This window comes from Phocaeicola salanitronis DSM 18170, from assembly GCF_000190575.1.
GTDB lineage: Bacteria > Bacteroidota > Bacteroidia > Bacteroidales > Bacteroidaceae > Phocaeicola > Phocaeicola salanitronis.
On record NC_015164.1, the window covers coordinates 1752859 to 1771743 of the forward strand.

Annotated in this window: 13 protein-coding genes; 5 read left to right on the forward strand and 8 right to left on the reverse strand. The window is 50.3% G+C overall.

Annotated elements, in window-relative coordinates:
- The first annotated feature begins 100 nt into the window (after positions 1–100).
- Together hisC and hisB are read left to right on the forward strand one after the other, a co-directional pair.
- Entirely contained in the window at positions 101–1141 is a 1041-nt protein-coding gene (hisC, locus tag BACSA_RS07720) for a histidinol-phosphate transaminase (RefSeq protein ID WP_013617550.1), read from the forward strand.
- A gap of 83 nt (positions 1142–1224) precedes the next feature.
- Positions 1225–2349 (forward strand): bifunctional histidinol-phosphatase/imidazoleglycerol-phosphate dehydratase HisB, encoded by a 1125-nt coding sequence (hisB, locus tag BACSA_RS07725; protein WP_013617551.1) that lies wholly within the window; start codon positions 1225–1227, stop codon positions 2347–2349.
- Positions 2350–2423: 74 nt separating this feature from the next.
- On the opposite strand, the gene BACSA_RS07730 is transcribed toward hisB, so the two are convergent.
- On the reverse strand, positions 2424–3947 hold the full coding sequence (locus tag BACSA_RS07730; RefSeq protein WP_013617552.1) for a DUF4301 family protein: 1524 nt from the start codon (positions 3945–3947) through the stop codon (positions 2424–2426).
- 374 nt (positions 3948–4321) lie between these two features.
- Between BACSA_RS07730 and BACSA_RS07735 the strand changes: the two genes are divergently transcribed.
- Both BACSA_RS07735 and BACSA_RS07740 read left to right on the forward strand, forming a co-directional pair.
- Positions 4322–6538, forward strand: a complete 2217-nt coding sequence (locus tag BACSA_RS07735) for a RelA/SpoT family protein (protein ID WP_013617553.1) — start codon at positions 4322–4324, stop codon at positions 6536–6538.
- 137 nt (positions 6539–6675) lie between these two features.
- Positions 6676–7380 (forward strand): TapB family protein, encoded by a 705-nt coding sequence (locus tag BACSA_RS07740; RefSeq protein ID WP_013617554.1) that lies wholly within the window; start codon positions 6676–6678, stop codon positions 7378–7380.
- A 154-nt stretch (positions 7381–7534) separates the two neighbouring features.
- Here BACSA_RS07740 and BACSA_RS07745 read toward each other — a convergent pair whose 3' ends face one another.
- From BACSA_RS07745 to BACSA_RS07765, 5 genes are all read right to left on the reverse strand, one after another.
- Complete coding sequence (locus tag BACSA_RS07745) at positions 7535–9187, reverse strand: AMP-binding protein (RefSeq protein ID WP_013617555.1); 1653 nt, start codon at positions 9185–9187, stop codon at positions 7535–7537.
- Positions 9188–9632: 445 nt separating this feature from the next.
- A complete protein-coding gene (locus BACSA_RS07750) occupies positions 9633–10208 on the reverse strand; it encodes a helix-turn-helix domain-containing protein (RefSeq protein WP_013617556.1) in 576 nt (191 codons plus the stop codon).
- A gap of 234 nt (positions 10209–10442) precedes the next feature.
- Positions 10443–11819: an efflux transporter outer membrane subunit gene (locus BACSA_RS07755; RefSeq protein WP_013617557.1), complete on the reverse strand. Its 1377-nt coding sequence runs from the start codon at positions 11817–11819 to the stop codon at positions 10443–10445.
- Between the two features lie 114 nt (positions 11820–11933).
- A complete protein-coding gene (locus BACSA_RS07760; RefSeq protein ID WP_013617558.1) occupies positions 11934–15068 on the reverse strand; it encodes an efflux RND transporter permease subunit in 3135 nt (1044 codons plus the stop codon).
- A gap of 39 nt (positions 15069–15107) precedes the next feature.
- The gene (locus tag BACSA_RS07765) at positions 15108–16220 is read right to left on the reverse strand and encodes an efflux RND transporter periplasmic adaptor subunit (protein WP_041583934.1); all 1113 of its coding nucleotides are present in this window, start codon (positions 16218–16220) and stop codon (positions 15108–15110) included.
- A gap of 195 nt (positions 16221–16415) precedes the next feature.
- Between BACSA_RS07765 and BACSA_RS07770 the strand changes: the two genes are divergently transcribed.
- A complete protein-coding gene (locus BACSA_RS07770; RefSeq protein WP_013617560.1) occupies positions 16416–17339 on the forward strand; it encodes a helix-turn-helix domain-containing protein in 924 nt (307 codons plus the stop codon).
- A 155-nt stretch (positions 17340–17494) separates the two neighbouring features.
- Here the strand turns inward: BACSA_RS07770 and BACSA_RS20740 are convergent, their stop codons facing one another.
- Both BACSA_RS20740 and BACSA_RS07775 read right to left on the reverse strand, forming a co-directional pair.
- Positions 17495–17770, reverse strand: a complete 276-nt coding sequence (locus tag BACSA_RS20740; RefSeq protein ID WP_262501253.1) for a hypothetical protein — start codon at positions 17768–17770, stop codon at positions 17495–17497.
- A 50-nt stretch (positions 17771–17820) separates the two neighbouring features.
- Positions 17821–18651, reverse strand: coding sequence for an ISAs1 family transposase (locus tag BACSA_RS07775; RefSeq protein ID WP_262501254.1), 831 nt, complete (start codon positions 18649–18651; stop codon positions 17821–17823).
- Between the last annotated feature and the right edge of the window lie 234 nt (positions 18652–18885).

Genomic DNA, 18885 nt, shown 5'->3' on the forward strand with positions numbered 1-18885 from the left:
TACCACAAGAGACTATCTATTGTCCTTTAACTCCTGCCGAAGGCATAACTCCTTTTAACTTCCTGAAATAACTCCTATAAATGTAAAAAAACAAATACCCATGAAATCTTTACAAGAACTGACCCGACCGAATATCTGGGCACTGAAGCCCTATTCTTCGGCACGCGACGAATATAGCGGAAAAACGGCATCCGTATTTCTCGATGCAAACGAGAACCCGTATAATGCCCCCAACAACCGTTATCCAGACCCGCTCCAAAAAGAACTGAAAGCATTGATAGCACCGGTCAAGAAGGTAAAACCCGAGCAAATCTTCTTAGGAAACGGAAGCGATGAAGCCATCGACCTTCTCTTCCGTGCCTTCTGCCGGCCGGGCATCGATAACGTAGTGGCTATCCACCCCACGTATGGCATGTATCAGGTATGCGCCGACATCAACGATGTGGAATACCGCAAAGTGCTGCTTGACGAGAAATTCCAGTTCAAGGCAGAAGACTTGCTCCGGGCTTCGGACGAAAACACCAAACTGATATTCCTCTGCTCGCCCAATAACCCTACGGGGAATAACCTTGACGCCAAGGAAATCATCACCCTGCTCCGGGAGTTCCAAGGCATCGTGATTGTGGACGAAGCCTACATCGACTTCTCCACCCAACCCTCGTTCATCGGAATCCTCGACGAATATCCCAACCTGGTCATCCTCCAGACGTTCTCAAAGGCGTGGGGATGCGCCGCTATCCGTCTGGGCATGGCGTTCGCTTCGCCCGACATCATCGGCATATTCAGCAAAATCAAATATCCGTACAACATCAATCTCCTCACCCAACAGGAAGCCTTGCGCATGATGCAACGCCACTACGAAGTGCAACGCTGGATAAGCACCTTACTGGAAGAACGCGCACGCCTGATGCAGGCTTTCACTCAACTTCCGTGTTGCAAGAAGGTATTCCCTACCGACGCCAACTTCTTCCTGACCCGTGTGAGCAACGCAAAAGCCATCTACGATTATCTGGTAGACCAAGGCATCATCGTGCGGAACCGCTCGAACATCACACGTTGTGAAGATTGCTTGCGCATTACCGTGGGCACACGCCCCGAGAATGATGCCCTGCTGGAAGCATTGAGAAAGTATACCGAATAATAAACTTCACCACAGATTACACAGATTCCAATTAATAATTAATAGAAAATCTGTGTAATCTGTGGTGAAAACAACAAACACTTATGAAAAAGAAAGTCTTATTCATCGACCGCGACGGGACATTGGTCATCGAACCTCCTATCGACTATCAGCTCGACTCGTTCGAAAAGCTGGAGTTCTACCCGAAAGTGTTCCGGAACCTGCACTTTATCCGCACCCGCCTCGACTTTGAATTCGTAATGGTGACCAACCAAGACGGATTAGGTACGGATTCTTTCCCCGAAGACACGTTCTGGCCCGTACACAACCTGATACTGAAAACCTTCGCAAGCGAAGGCATCACCTTCGATGATATCTGCATCGACCGCTCGTTTCCCGAAGACAATGCGCCTACCCGCAAACCGAGAACGGGAATGCTCACCCGGTATATAGATAAGGAGGAATACGACCTTGCCGGAAGCTTCGTCATCGGAGACCGCGCCACGGATGTAGAACTTGCCAAGAACTTAGGATGCCGTGCTATCCTGTTGCAACCCGATACATCTCTGCTGGAAAACGAAAAACTAAAAAACACATGCGCCCTTGCTACGACCGATTGGGACCGCATAGCGGAATTCCTTTTTGCGGGAGAGCGCATCGCCGAGGTAAAGCGTACCACGAAAGAAACCGACATCGATGTCCGCATCAACTTAGACGGAAACGGAAGATGCGACATCTCCACCGGACTGGGCTTCTTTGACCACATGCTGGAACAGATAGGAAAACACGGAGGCATCGACCTGACCGTCCGTGTGAAAGGAGACTTATACGTAGACGAACATCATACGATAGAAGATACCGCCATCGCCTTGGGCGAATGCCTCTATCAGGCATTGGGAAGCAAGCGCGGCATCGAGCGGTACGGGTATTGCCTGCCCATGGACGATTGCCTGTGCCAAGTGGCGCTCGACTTCGGAGGGCGTGCCTGGCTGGTATGGGACGCTTCGTTCCGCCGCGAGAAAATAGGCGAGATGCCCACCGAGATGTTCCTGCATTTCTTTAAATCATTAAGCGATGCCGCCCGCATGAACCTGCACATCCGTGCCGAAGGCGAGAACGAGCACCACAAGATAGAAGGCATCTTCAAAGCCCTTGCCCGAAGCCTTAAAATGGCTATCCGCCGCGATATCTATCATTACGAAGTGCCGTCGAGCAAAGGAAGCTTATAGAATTAACAATTGATAATTGACAATGGACGGTTATTTTATCTAATCCGCCCACATGTCAATTATCCATTGTCAATTTACTGGTGCTGCTCACGCAACAGGTCGTTCACGGTTTTTACCGGATTGAAGGTGCTGAGGGGCACTTCTACGAAAACCGTGCTCCAGTCGCTCATCGAACCGTTCCACAAGCCCGGAAGCTCCAGTGCCTTCAGGTCTTTTCCGTTCTTCGACTTATAGGAAATAAAGCCTGTAGCCTTGTCTACATAGTCCGTCAGGTTAAACTTATTCCCTTTGTAGTCGCGCACGGCGCAAACCAAGTCTACCGGATTGAAATGTGTGCCTTGCTCGAACATCGCCTTCTTTTCAGGGTCTTTCATGTCGATTTGCGAGCTTTCCAAGATTTGGAGCGATACGGTACCGTCGGGATTGTATGCCAAGAACGGGCCTCCGCCCGGCTCGCCTACATTCTTCACCATGCCGCACACACGCATCGGACGGTTCAGCTTCTTACGCAAGTAAATGACCAGGTCGGCATCTTCCATATCCTTGATGTCTTCCTTGCGGCAACGCAACTGCTGCTGTACGAAACGGATGATGTTTTCCAACTGTTCGTGGCTGTAATGCCCGCTATCCAGCAATTCCAAGTAATCGAATGCCTGCTTCTGAAGGGTTACCAATACACCGGCAAGCAGTTTCTTATACGTAACGGTATCGGCTTTCAGGCGGTCGGGGACCACATTGTCGATGTTCTTGATGAACACGATGTCGGCATCCAGGTCGTTCAGGTTCTCAATCAACGCCCCATGGCCACCCGGACGGAAAAGCAGCTTGCCCTTATCGTCGCGGAAAGGCTTGTTCTCCATGTCAGCTGCAATCGTATCGGTGCTGGGCTTCTGCTCGGAGAACGAAATGTCGTACTCCACGCCGTACTTTTGCGCGTATTCGCCCACTTTGGCATCAACCAGCTTCTCGAAAAGCGCCCGGTGTTCTGCCGATACGGTGAAATGCACATTCACCTTACCCGTCTTCCCTGCGGCATAAAGCGCGCCTTCCACCAAGTGTTCTTCCAGCGGCGTACGTACCCCGTCGGCATAGCGGTGGAACTTCAACAAGCCTTTCGGAAGCGAACCGTAATTCAATCCGGCAGCTTCAAGCAGGTTCGACACTACAGCCTTGTAATCATGCTCCGCCAGCAAGGCATCGATGTTCTTGCCCGTGTTATCCAGACAAGCCGCATTCAGGTCATTGTAGAAAGCGAAATCGTGAATGTGGTCGAAGAATTTCTTTTCGAAATCGGTAGAGGGCATATCATAATCCGCTCCCAAGAACTCGAACATATTCTTAAACATACGGCTTGCCGCTCCCGATGCCGGAACAAACTTCACCACCTTCCGGTCGCCGTTCTTGTAAGCATCCCATGCAGCCAGGTATTTCTTCTGCATGTCTTCGTCTGCTACCATAATGCCGTTATTCTCTACGGATGCGGCTCCCGCCAAACGCAAAAAAGGAAAACCTTTTTCGAAACAAGCCAACTGCTCTTCAATCTGTTTCTCGGAAATTCCTTTCTTTTCCAACAATTCTTTGTCTTCGTGTGTTAACATATATGATAAATTTAAGCAATGAATAACCTTTAAACGATTACACCCCCAAAAATATAAAAAAATCGCAAACTCTGCACAGATAATAAAGAAAAAAAGTAACTTTACAAACGAAAATGAAGAATGAAGAACGAAAGAATGAAGAATAAACGCCTTTTCATCCGCATGTAATTCTTCATTCTTAATACGAATCAGGAGTTAAACGTAGTTATGTTTCACAGGAGTTATCACTTCGTTCAGGAGTTAAAGGCCAATAGTCCTGCTTCTGAAAGCGGTGCAAGAGGTATTGGCTTCTAACTCCCAGCCCGCCCAGCGGGCGATAACTCCATCTAACTCCCTTTTAACTCCTGATTGGCATTCTTAATTAAAAAAGCATTATGGAAGAGCAAGTATTTTTCACACCGCAAGAACATACACAACTCATACCGCTTTACAGGCACCTGCTGCACCTGTCGGGCGATACGTTGCAAAAGGACGACTGCCGCAACCTGAAGCGGCACCTCATCCAAGCCCTGTCGGAAGGGAACATCCCCCGGAATGCATTCGGAATGAATCCGGTCATCAAAGACATGCAGACCGCCATCATCGTGGCAGAGGAAATCGGGATGCGCCGGGCTTCCATCTTGGGCATCATGCTCCACGAATCGGTGAAGTACCGCCTGTGCACGCTGGAATCCGTCCGCCAGATGTATGGAGAAGACGTGGCAGGCATCATCCGCGGACTGGTCAAGATAAACGAACTGTACGAGAAAAACCCAGCCATCGAATCGGAGAACTTCCGGAACCTGCTCCTCTCGTTTGCCGAAGACATGCGCGTTATCCTTATCATGATAGCCGACCGCGTGAACATCATGCGCCAAATCAAGGACAACCCTAACGAAGAAGCAAGACAGGAAGTATCCAACGAAGCGGCGTACCTCTACGCCCCTTTGGCACACAAACTGGGGCTGTACAAGCTGAAATCGGAACTGGAAGACCTCTCGCTGAAATATACCCGTCACGATGTGTACTACCATATCAAAGACAAGCTGAATGCCACGAAAGCGGCACGCGACCGCTACATCGACGCTTTCATCGAACCGGTAAAGAAAAAGCTGGAGGAAAGCGGGCTGAAGTTCCACATCAAGGGACGCACCAAGTCCATCCACTCCATCTACCAGAAGATGAAAAAGCAGGGATGCCCTTTCGAAGGCGTGTACGACCTGTTTGCCATACGCATCATCCTCGACTCGCCCCTCGATAAGGAAAAGCAGGAATGCTGGCAGGCATATTCTATCGTGACCGACATGTACCTGCCCAACCCCAAGCGGCTCCGCGACTGGCTTTCCGTACCCAAAAGCAACGGATACGAATCGCTCCACATCACCGTGATGGGTCCCGAAGGCAAATGGGTGGAAGTGCAGATACGTACCGAACGGATGGACGAAATAGCCGAAAAAGGACTTGCCGCACACTGGCGGTACAAAGGCGTCAAAGGCGAAACAGGACTGGACGAATGGCTGAACTCCATACGCGAGACCTTGGAAAACGCGGACGGAGACACCGAAACCATCGACCAGTTCAAACTCGACCTGTATAAAGACGAAGTGTTCGTGTTCAGCCCCAAGGGCGACCTCTACAAGCTGCCTCAGGGAGCTACCGTGCTCGATTTCGCCTTCGCCATCCATTCCAACTTGGGATGCCGGTGCGTAGGCGCAAAGGTAAACGGAAGGAACGTCCAGCTCCGCCACGCCCTGAACAACGGAGACCAGGTGGAAATCATGACATCCGCCACCCAAACACCTAAGCGCGACTGGCTGAACTTTGTCACCACCTCGAAGGCACGCACCAAGATACGCCAGGCACTGAAGGAACTGGTGGCACGCCAAACCGAGTTCGCACGCGAAACCTTGGAACGGAAATTCAAGAACCGCAAGATAGAGTACGACGAAGCCATCCTGATGCGGCTCATCAAGAAGTCAGGATTCAAAACCGTGACCGACTTCTATCAAAGCATCGCCAACGAAACTACAGACACCAATACCCTGATAGACAACTATCTGGAGATGCAACGCCGGGAAAACGAGCAACACGAGGAAGTGGCATACCGAAGCGCCGAAGGCTTCAACATGCAGCAAGCGCAAGAGGAAAAGAACCCCTACAAAGACGATGTGCTGGTCATCGACCAGCACCTGAAAGGCATCGACTTTAAGCTGGCACGGTGTTGCAATCCCATCTACGGCGATGATGTGTTCGGCTTTGTCACCATATCGGGAGGCATCAAGATACACCGCTCGGACTGCCCCAACGCACCCGAACTGAAGGCACGCTTCCCCTACCGCATCGTGCGCGCACGCTGGGCAGGAAAGAGTCAGGGCAAGCAGTATCCCATCACGCTCCGCATCGTGGGGCACGACGATATCGGCATCGTGACCAACATCACCTCCATTATCAACAAAGAGGAAAACATCCTGCTCCGCTCCATCAGCATCGACTCGAACGACGGACTCTTCTCGGGAATGCTGACGGTCATGGTAGACGATACCGCCAAGCTGGAAGCCCTCATCCGGAAACTGAAAACCGTAAAAGGCGTAAAACAAGTGAACCGAGGATGATGAGCAATGGAAAATGGACATGCGGAATTGATTGAAACGCAGATTTTCGCAGAAAATAATTTATAAAATAATCTGTGTTAATCTGCGGAAATCCGCGTTTCAAAAAACTCAAAAACTCAAAAACTTAAAAATTCAATATGAAAAAAACAATTTTATTTATCTTTGTCATTCTGGCATGCCACGTAAGCCATGCCCAGTATTTTTGCACGACAGAAGGAACCGAGCTTCACTATGTGAACTACGATGAAGCAGGACAAAGCGTATCAAACGAGACGGCTGTAGTAGGATATGCGGGAAGAAACGGAGAAAACGTATCGGCATCATACATCAACAAGATTGTGACCAACAAGCAGAAAGGGAACACCAGCTACACACGTTTCGACTGGAACTACGACGGAAACCAAACGGTGTGTGTAGAAGACCTGATGTTCGGACCCTATATCGACTCCGATTCCGACCCTGCCAAATATGACACCGCGGCACGTACCGCCATGCAAGAAGAACTGAAATTCAAGGGTAACAATGCCTTGGTGCTCAAACGTCAGGCAAAAGCAGGCGAAAGCATGCCCGACCGCTCGTACTCGCTCATCGCAAACATGCTGAAAAACGAAATTACCATCTCGGGCGCCACCTACATGGGAGAAGAACGCATAAGCACCACCGCCGGGAAGTTCGATTGCCTCAAGATTTCGTACCTGAAGCGAACCAAAGTGTTGCTGAAAAGCACCACCCACCGCATCAATGAATGGTACGCCGAAGGCATCGGGCTGGTAAAGTCCGAATCGTTCGACATGAAAGGAAAACCCGCAGGAAAAACCTTGCTGGTGAAAATCGTGAAGTGATTTATAATTTATACTTTACGCGGGTTAGAATTGTGCATTTCCACATCACCTGCACGAACAACCTCAAAGAGGTTTAATCTTTTCGAAGTTGTCAGCAAATGCGGGGACTGGCGATGTAGAAATGCACCAATCTGTACCGCGCACGATATAATTGTCAAATGATTTCAATCCCCTGCTCCGCGCAAAGCTTGAGGCTCAGTTCTTTCAGCTTGAACTTCTGTATCTTTCCGCTTCCCGTCATGGGGAACTCCTTGACGAAGAAGATATACTTCGGTATCTTGTAGCGGGCAATCTTGCCCTCGCAGAACTCGCGCACGTCGAACTCGTTCATCGTGCAGCCCTCGTGCAGGATGATGAAGGCACCTACCGCCTCGCCGTATTTCTTCGACGGCACACCTGCCACCTGCACGTCCTTGATGCCCGGCATCTGGTAGAGGAACTCCTCTATCTCGCGCGGATAAATGTTCTCGCCCCCGCGGATTATCATGTCCTTGATGCGCCCCGTGATGCGGTAATTCCCGTGCTCGTCCTTCACGCCCAAGTCGCCCGAGTGCAGGAAACCGTGCCGGTCTATCACCTCGGCGGTGGCCTGCGGGTTCTTGTAATAACCCTTCATGTTGTTGTAGCCCCGGTTGCACATCTCGCCCTGCACGCCTACGGGACATTCCTCGCCCGTCTCGGGGTCGATTACCTTCACCTCGGTAAACTCAAAGTCACGCCCCACGGTGTTGAAGCGCACCTCGGCAGGGTCGTCTATGCGGCTATGCGTCATGCCTGGCGAAGTTTCGGTCAGCCCGTACACGCTGGTCACCTTCATATACATCTTCTCCTCCACCTGCTTCATCAGCTCCACAGGGCAGAGCGAGCCTGCCATGATGCCCGTACGCAGGCACGAAAGGTCGAACATGTCAAACATCGGGTGGTTCAGCTCGGCAATGAACATCGTGGGCACACCGTAAAGCGCCGTACAGCGTTCCTTATGGACAGACGCCAGCACCACCAGCGGGTCGAAACGTTCCACCATTACCTCCGTACAGCCGTGGGTGAGGCAATTCATCGTGGCAAGCACCACGCCGAAACAATGGAACAGGGGCACACATACACACAGCTTGTCGTCCTGGGTAAACTTCATGTGCTCGCCCGTCAGGAAACCGTTGTTGGCAATGTTGTAATGCGTCAGCATCACGCCCTTGGGGAATCCCGTGGTGCCCGACGTGTATTGCATGTTCACCGTGTCGTGGCAGTTCACTCTCTTCTTGGCTTCCGCCAGCACATCATCCTCGATGTTGTTCCCCAGGAGCAAGATTTCCGCCGTATTATACATCCCGCGGTATTTCTCCTGCCCGATATAGATAACGTTGCGCATGTAGGGGAAGCGTTTGCTCTTCATGTGCCCGCGCTCGAAAGTCTTCAGTTCGGGCAGCATCTTGTAGGTCATCTCCACAAAATTGCTGTCCCGCTCACCGTCTACGATGCAGAGGGTATGCATGTCCGAGTTCTCGCACAGGTATTCCAGTTCCGCCTGCTTGTAGTTGGTGTTCACCGTAACGGCTACGGCACCTATCTTGGCACAGGCATAGAGGAAGGTCAGCCAGTCGGGCACATTTTTCGCCCAGATGCCCACATGTGTGCCATGGGTCACCCCGATGGCAAGCAGCCCCTTTGCCATGTTGTCCACACGGCGGTTGAACTGGCTCCACGTAAAGCGCAGGTTGCGGTCGGAATAAACCAGGTATTCTTTGTCCGGCGACACGGCAGCCCAGTGTTCCAGCCAGTCGCCCAATGTCCGTTCTGAAAGTTGAATCATAATAAATGGATTTAATCAATTAATAATTAACAATTAATAGTTAATAACGAAGGTACGAACCAAGTGTGAACGCATGCGTTATCAACGTATTCACTATCAATTATTATAGCCAATCAGAAATGAATTGCGAAAAAACATTTGTCATGCTGAGTGCCCATTTCCAATGGAAACTCCATTCGATTATGACAGGTATTGTCATCCTGAGCGCCAGCGAAGGATCTCGTAGACATCCACGTGGATGTGAGATTCTTCCTCCCTACAGTCGTCAGAATGACAAGAGGGTTAAGGATAATCCGTCATTGGTAACGAAGTGAAGCATCTCGGATGCGCCCACGTGGATGTACACGAGATCCTTCACGTTCGTTCAGGATGACAATACATCAAGATTTTTTCGCAAACCAATTTGTTCTACTATAATTATTAATTATTCACTATTAATTATTCATTATACCGGTGTATAAATCACCGCCAGAATCTGTGCCGCCTGTCCTTCGAAGGCATGCACGTGATGCGGCACGATGGAGTCGTAATAAATCGTGTCCCCCTCTTCCAGCAGGTAAGTATATTTCCCGTAATTGATTTCGAGCGTTCCTTTCAGCACCATGATGAACTCCTCCCCTTCGTGTGCCGACAGGGTAAAGGCATCGTTGTTCGCATCGATGTCGATGATGAACGGTTCCATGTGGCGGTCCGCCTTGCTGCGCGAGAGCGAATGGTAGTGCATGTGCTGGCGTGCGTCGACGGCATTGTTCGAAAAGCTGATGGTGTCGTCCGCTTCTCCGCGACGGCACACCACGGGACCGTCTTCTTCCGACTGGTCGTCAAGGAAAGTCCCCAGCCGTACACCCAGTGCGCGCGCTATCTTCAGCAGCGGGGCAAGCGAGGGGATGTCAATGTTGTTTTCTATGCGTTCAATCTGTCCGGCGGTAAGCCCTGTACGTTCCGCCAGTTCGTCGATGCTGATTTCCTTGGCGGTGCGCAAATCCTTTATTTTTTCTCCGATAATGTTCGTGCGGTCCATAGTACGAATATTTTTATAAATTATACCGCCGACAAAGATAATAAAGTTTTCTTAATTGACAATGAACTGACATGCTAATGTGCCAATGTGTCAATAAATAATGAGATAATGTGCCAATAAATTATGAGATAATGTGCCAATAAACAATGAGATAAAAAGCCATCCTGCCGGTGTGGCGGGGATGGCTTGAAGAGCCGGCTTTCACAAGCAGACCCTGCATATAGAGCATGAAAGTCATAAATCTGCCTCTGCGCCTCCACCCAAGGCATGATACAAGTTGATGACACCCTGGATTTCCTGATAACAGTCCGAAGCACAATCCAGCCTTGCAGACAAGAGCGACTGGCGGGCGGTGAGCACTTGCAGGTAATTGGTCGTGCCGTATTCCATCAGCAGTTCAGTGTCGTGAACTGTTGTTTGCAGATGTTTCACCTGTTCCTCGTCCAGCCGGATACGTTCACGGGCGGTTTGCCATTGGATAAGAGCGTTATTCACTTCTTTTCCGGCATCGAGCAGCGATTGCCGGAATGTGAGCAAGGCTTCTTCCTGTTGTGCCTTCGCTGTTTTCAGATTGGCAATGTTCTGCCCACGATTGAATATAGGCTGTACCAAAGACCCGATGGCTTGCAGCAGCCAACTCCCCGGGTTTGTAACGACGGCTTCTCCGTTATTGGTCCAACCTGCCGAACCGCTTAACGTAATGCTGGGATAAAAAGCGGCACGTGCCTGGTTGGTGGCATAAAAAGCCTGTTTCAATGCTGCCTCAGCCTGCCGGATGTCGGGACGGCGGGAGAGCAGTTCGAGAGGTACCCCTGTAGACAGGCGTTGAGGAAACCGCTGATTGCTCAGGTTCCCGCGCTGGATACGGTGAGACACTTCACCCAAGACGGAAGACAAACTGTTCTCTGTTTCAGCTATTTGTTGTTGCAGGCTGAGCAGGGATGCTTCTGCCGAGGCACGGCTCGCCTCTGCCTGGCTTACGGTGGCACGGTCGGCTTCACCTGCCTGCATCAGTACATAGAGGCTATGGACGTAATCTTTCCAGCTTGCAACCGTTTCGGATGTGATGCGCTCCTGTTCGTCCAGCATCAGGAGGGTGTAATAACTGTCTGCTACAGTGGCTATCAGTTGGGTTTGTACAGCTTGACGGTAAGCATCGCTTTCCTCCAGTGCGGCACGTGCGCTGCGTTTGGCATTGGTCAGTTTGCCGAAAATATCTATTTCCCAGCTTGCCGAAGCCCCTACCTCGTATGTCTTGCTGGCTTTGCTGCCATCCAGGCTGCTCAGTGTGCCTTGAGGGTCAAGCTGCACGGAAGGGAGGTAAGCAAGTTTGGCAGAGACAAGCTGTGCCTGCATTTCTTTCACTTTCAGGTAAGCGATACGCAGGTCGGTGTTCATTTCCAATGCCTGTTGTATCAAGGCTTGCAGATAAGGGTCGGTGAAAAGTTCTTTCCACGACAGGTCTGCGACCGAAGAAGCGGTATCAGCCTTTACTTCTGTCCGGTAAAGGCTGTCTGCCGCTACGGAGAGTTCCGGGCGTTCGTATCGGTTGTAAATGCCGCAACTTCCCAATAGACATACCGTTGCGGTTGTGAATAATAGTTTTCTCATATATATAATAAGGTGTGTCGAAATAAAAATATATCAGAACATCATACCTTGCTTTTTGCGGACGCGGTACCATACCGTGTATGGCGGTGCGCCCACAAATCGCAAAGCAAAAAGTTAATCATCACCGTGCTTTCTTGCAGGCATCAACCGTTCCTGCATGGCTTGGAAGACGATGAACAGTGCAGGTACTGCAAAGAGTAAGGCAAGGGTACCCACAATCATACCGCCTACCACTCCGGTACCCAACGAAATGTTTCCATTGGCTCCGGCACCCGAAGCGAACACCAAGGGCAGCATACCAATGACCATACAGAGAACGGTCATGATGATGGGGCGCAAGCGGACAGTTGCGGCGGATACGGCTGCCTGGGCAAGACTCATGCCCTGCCGGCGGCGTGTGGCTGCATATTCGGTGACCAGAATCGCTGTTTTTGCCAGCAGTCCGATGAGCATAATCAGTCCGGTCTGCATGTAGATGTTGTTCTCCAGCCCACACAGGTTGCTCAGGGCAAAGCTTCCCAACAGCCCGAACGGCACACTCAACATAACCGCCAAAGGAATGAACAGGCTTTCGTAAAGGGCGCAAAGGATGAGGTAGACGAATACGATGCAGATGGCGAACACGATGACGGTATTCGAACCGCTTCCCGCCTCTTCGCGGGTGATGCCTCCGTATTCGTAACCATAGCCCACGGGCAAGGTCTGTTGCGCCACTTCTTCCACCGCCTTGATGACATCGCCCGAGCTGTAGCCGTCGTTCATCATGGCGTTTACCTGGATGCTGCTGTACAGGTTGAAGCGTGTCAGGGTTTCGGGACCATACGTCTTGGTCAGGGTAACGAACTGCCCGATAGGAACCATTCCCCCCTCATCGGTGCGGACAAACATGTTGTTGAGCGCATCGGTGTCCAGGCGGAAATTCTTGTCTGCCTGCACATAAACGCGGTAGAGCTTGGAGAAACGGTTGAAGTTGGACGAGTGGCTGCCTCCGATATACCCCGACATCACGCTCAACACATCGGTGGGCGACACGCCCATCCGCTTGCACCGTGCGGCGTCCACCTCCACTTTGTATTGGGGAAACTTCGTGTCGAAGGTGGAATAAGCCGTTTGCACTTCGGGACGCTGGTTTAGTGCGGCGATAAACTTGTCGGCATGGCTTTTCAGGGTCGTGATGTCGCCTCCGGCACGGTCTTGGATATAGACTTCCACACCGCTTCCTGTGCTATATCCCATGATGGTGGGTTGGGCAAAGGCGAAAAGTTTGGCACTGTGTACGTTGGCGGTACGGCGGTATATCTCCTCGATAACGGCGGTGATGTAGTCTTCGCCCTCCTGCCGTTCGTCCCAATTTTTCAGCCTGACGATGAGCATACCGCCGCTGGCTGCCTGTCCTCCCAACATGCTGTAGCCCGCCACGTTGGAGTAACGCTCTATCTGTGGGATGTCCTTGAGGCAGGCTTCCACTTCCGCCATAGCCTTAATGGTTTGCGACAGACTGCTGCCCGGAGGCGTGGTCACGTTGACGAAAACGGTACCCATGTCTTCATCGGGCACCAGTCCGGTTTTGGTGTTTTTCATCAACACCGCAAGCAGGGCGATGGAAGCGATGACTCCCGCGCCTACCAGCCACTTGCGTCGGAAGAACCATTTCACACCGCTCTTATAACGCAGCACGAGGCGGTTGAACGAGGTTTCGAATGCCTGGTGGAACCGGGACGAGAAACTCAGCTTCTGTCCGCTCGCCTTATCGGCATGAGGAGTCATCAGCAGGGCGCAGAGGGCAGGACACAGCGTCAGTGCATTGACGGCGGAGATGCCTACCGCTACCGCCATGGTCAGCCCGAACTGCATGTAGAACGTACCGCTGGTGCCACCCATGAACGAAGTGGGGATAAACACCGCCATAAAAACTAATGAGGTAGTGACGATTGCCGTCGCGATGCCGTCCATCGCCCGGCTGGTTGCCTGATAGGGCGAGCGTATGCCTTCATCGAACTGTGCCTGCACCGCTTCTACAACAACAATTGCATCGTCGACCACCGTCCCGATGACCAATACAAGGGCAAACAAGGTCAGCAAGTTCAGCGAGAATCCTGCCACGTAGAGGAAAGCAAATGTTCCCACCAGCGACACGAGAATGGATATGGTCGGGATGATGGTGGAACGGACGCTTTGCAGGAAAACGTACACTACGAGGACGACAAGGACAATGGCTTCTATCAACGTCTTCACCACTTCGTGGATGGAAGCGTCGAGAAACTCTTTCGTACTCATCAGGTCGACCAGCACCAGCCCTTTGGGCAGTTCCTGCTGCACTTCTTCCATCAGTTTGTCTATCTCGCTGATGATTTCGTTGGCGTTCGAGCCTGCCGTTTGCGAAATCATGGCGGTGGCTCCCGGATGTCCGTCTACTTCACTGCTGTGGCTGTAGCTTTGCGTCCCCAGTTCCACGGTGGCGATGTCTTTCAAGCGGAGCACTTCACCACTTTCCAAGGATGTAATGACCAGATTGCCGAACTCTTCGGGCTTCTCGTAGCGTCCGCGGTATTTCAAGGTATAGTGGAACGCGTTTTCCGAATCCTCACCCAAAGTACCCGTAGCTGCTTCCACGTTCTGCTCGTCAAGCACAGCCGTCACATCGGCAGGCAGCAGTCCGTATTGCGCCATCTTTTGCGGGTCGAGCCAGATGCGCATGGCGTAGTCATCTCCCATGACATTGACGTTTCCCACGCCACTGATACGCGACAGCCGAGGCTCGATGTTGATTTTGAAGTAGTTGTTGATGAATGTCTGGTCGTACGAGTCATCGGGCGAATAGAGAGCGATGATTTTCAGCATCGAGTTCTGCCGCTTTTCTACCGTTACACCGATTTGGGTCACTTCGGCAGGCAGCAGTCCTTCGGCTTCGCTCACACGGTTCTTGGTGTTGATGGTCGCCATATCGGGGTCGGTACCTTGCTTGAAGTAGACGGTGATGTCGCCGGCACCGGTATTAGTAGAGGTGGAAGTCATGTAAATCATGTCTTCTACGCCGTTGATGGCTTCTTCCAAAGGAATGACCACCGACTTCTGCACCGTCTCGGCATTGGCACCCGTATAGGTAGCAGACACACTGACGGTAGGCGTAGCGATGTCGGGGTATTGCTCCATCGGCAGGTTGGCCAAGCCGATAAGCCCCACCAACAGAATAAGCACCGATATCACACAGGCAAGGATGGGGCGGTTTATAAAAGTTTGTAATTTCATAATCGTTTTCCGTTAAAATCATTCATTAGACAAATGTTATCAGTTATTGCTTTCCGATTGTCCGATAGCAATCGGTGTACCTTCTTGCAGAAGCCCTGCCCCTTCCGCTACAATAACATCGCCGGCTTTCAGTCCTTGTGTCACGATGTATTCTTTGCCGTCGTTGACCGGGAAGACGGTAACAGAAGCCGATGTCGCTTTGCCGTCTACCACGCGATAAACAAACACTTTGTCTTGTATTTCATAGGTTGCCTCCTGCGGCACAACAAGCACGCTGTCCATCTGGTAAGGGAAGACAATGGTTCCGCTTCCCCCGTTCCGCAACATCCGTTCGGGGTTGGGGAAAGTGGCACGCAGGCTGACCGCTCCGGTTCCGGAATCAATGGTGCCGCTTATCGCGTCTATCTTTCCTTTGTGGGTGTACATCAACCCGTCGCTCAGGCGAAGCGATACTTCCGGCATCTGCTTCATTGCCTCTTCCAAGGTCCCGCTCTCGCGCACCAGTGTCAGTATCTGGTTTTCGGTCATCGAGAAATAAACATACATTTCTTCATCATCCGACACCGTGGTGAGCGGTGTGGTGATGGAAGCGTCTACCAGTGCGCCTACACGATAGGGTATCATGCTTGCCACCCCGTCTACCGGACTTTTCACTTCTGTATACGACAAATCATTCCGTGCGCTGGTTTCGGCAGCCTGCGCCTGCTCCAATGCGGCTTCGGCTTCCAGCAACGAGTTGCGTGCCGTTTGCAGGTCGAAAGCCGACACGACGTGTTCCTCAAACAGATTTTCCTTGCTGTTTGCCGTCATCTTAGCGGTGGCAACAGATGCTTCCGCACTCTTTACATTGGCTAGAGCCGTTTGCAACGCCGCCTGATAAGGCACTTGGTCGATAACGAAGAGAGTTTGTCCTTTGCTGACTTTTGCTCCTTCTTCGATGCATACATTAGTGATGGTGCCGCTTACCTGCGGACGTATCTCCACGCTTTGCCGTCCGTTGATGACGGCGGTATAATCGCGCGTCAGCGTACGGCTTTCCACCGCCACAGTCATGGTCTTGTAGGTGCTCTCTCCTGCACCTGCCGTTTTTTCCTTGCAGGACGTTGCCAATAGCAGACAACCGATTCCTGCACATGCTAACATTCTTTTCATTCTTAATTTGCTTTGCTTTTTTAACTTAAAATCTGCCGCAAATGTAAACAGCACTATCGGTATGCTTTTGGTTACGATTCACATATTGTTGGTTTCAATCCGGAGCTTAAGGCTTTTTTGCTTTAATAGTTCTAATAAGTGGAAAAAGGCTTTGGAAGACAACTGGGTTCTGTTATTTTTGCGAAAAATCAAGCAATGATGGAAAGTCTTAAGGAAAAAGTGGTAGCTTGGATTCGCAAAGATCTGTCTTCTGACGGGCAACTGGATTGGGCTGCCTACAACAATAGTCTGGTAATGGTCCGTATGGAAGGAACAAATTTCCGCTTGTCCGGCGAATGGCTGCCTGACGGATGGCATGTGTTCTTACAGGTGCACAAAGGTGAATTGAGGCTGACAGCCAGTGGCGAACGCTTGGGATTCGACTCTCCGGTATATGTAGACTTTCTGAAATCCCGCGAATGGAAGGATGTGACCCTGGCAGGAAACTATCGCGCCTGCTTCATTGTGATGGAGCAACATTTTTTCATGGAAGCGACTCTCCCGATGCGCAGCAAAATAACGGAAGGAATGGCGCAGTTCGCCAAACATCCCTTTACTTCGGTAAATGCAGATGAAGACCGTGACTTGTCCCGACTGGAAGAAATGATGTTCTCCACCCTGAAGGCAGACTCTCAGTTGTTTTGCCGTGAACTGGCACAGACATTGGCTTGCGCCTGGCAATATAAGTTATGGAATCTTTTTTTCCATCGCCAACAGACTGTACGCTCCGATACAGACCCGCATTGGAACGACGTTATTTCGCAATTCTTCTACTTAGCTCACACGTATTGCCGCGAGCAGCACAGAGTAAGCTGGTATGCCGCACAACTGGGTGTATCGGCAGATGCCTTGTCTGCCGCCTTGAAACGGCTGCACGGAAAGACTGCAAGTGCCATGCTGGAAGAATTGCTTGCCGCCGAAGCGAAAGTATGCTTACGCAACCCTGTGCTGTCTGTGCAAGATGTGGCGGAAATGCTGCACTTCTCCGACCAGTCGGCATTCGGAAAATTCTTTAAGCGGCATTGCGGCATATCACCTGCTGTTTTCAAGAAACGGCACATCGAAGAAAACAATTCATGATTGTACTTTAGCGGCATCAAAATGTGCATTTTCTGACTCTGAGAAATGCTTGCCAACCACCGCCCTTCCAGATAATATCATAGCAAGACGCAGCCGGTTGCGGAAGCCTGCGGATATAGGTGAGGCGCCAAACGCATATAGCCAGGGCTGACGCATTACTTGATTTCATCATTTTGCCATGGTGCATCTAAAAGTTCTGCAAGAAACTCATCACTCCATCCCGCCATTTTTCTTTTACCCTTAAGGCTTGCTTTTCTCTTGTTGTTTTTTAGTTGTGTCATGGCAATCTTGTTGAGTAGTGAAAAATTCTGTGCCGCATTTTTCTTTTTTTTCTGACTGTCCTCATTGAATGAGACATCAAGCTGCCAGTGAAGATTGTTCTCAATACTCCAATGGCCTCTGATAGTTTCAGTTATACGTTCAGAATCCAATGGCAGGGATGTTATGTAGTAGTGTCTCTCCACTGTTGTCTTTCCTGACTTTATGTATTTTTCGTATTAGTCAAACATACCACTGAGTTTACACCTTTCCATTTCAAGACTTTAGACAGGACTCCATTGTTATATACCTGACATACACGTCTCTCGAAGCGCCCATGTGAACTCTCTTCCGTTATGCTGTACCTGTATCTTGTCTGAGGTATATGACCTATTCCGTCAATATTGTTTCCATATATGTCAATATCAGAGAACCAACCTTCTATCGTTTCATAAAGTTTCTTCTGGTTCTTCTTTACACTTATAAGATAGTCAGCTTTTGCATCGATGATTGTACTTACTATTTCATGCTGGCAGGCAATGGCATCAATGGTAATTATACAGCCTTCAAGGTCAAGAGCCTTTATCAATAAAGGGATTGCCTTTATTTCGTTGCTCTTGTCACTTACCTTTTCCTGGCCTAGAGAGACACCGTTGGCTGACGCCCAAGCACTTACTATACGCAGAGATTCAAAACTGCCGCCACTCTTCTCTTCACGTGCACCGCGTATCTCTTTACCGTCTATGGATACAAGACCACGGTATTTGCCGCAAATCTCACGTATCCAGGTACGAAAGCCATTTTCGAGTTCACTGGGAGAAAGAAGGGAAAATACACGATTGAAAGTGTCATGAGAAGGGACACATTTAAAGTCCTTTATACGTGAGCGGAAGAAAGACTCGTGCATCTTACCAAAATCGGCAACCTCATACCAGCTTTCCGCACCGCCGATGACTGCTGCCATTGCGATATAAAATATACACTCGAAACTGTGTGCCCTTAAATGATCACGACGGGGATCCTTTATTGTACGGAGTATTGAGATGATTTCCATTGGATGTTTTTTAACTTGAATATATAGGACAAAAGTAAAGAAAAAAGCTATTGTAAACAGGATGTATCACTGAGATTCTTCAAACTTAGTTTGATTTTCAGTCTATTAAGTAATGCGTCAGCCCTGCGCATATAGGTTCATCCGCTGTAAGATTATTAATCTTCAGGCTGCAAGATTATTAATCTTACAAGCGGAAGATTATTAATCTTACAACAGACGAGGTTATCGTGAAAG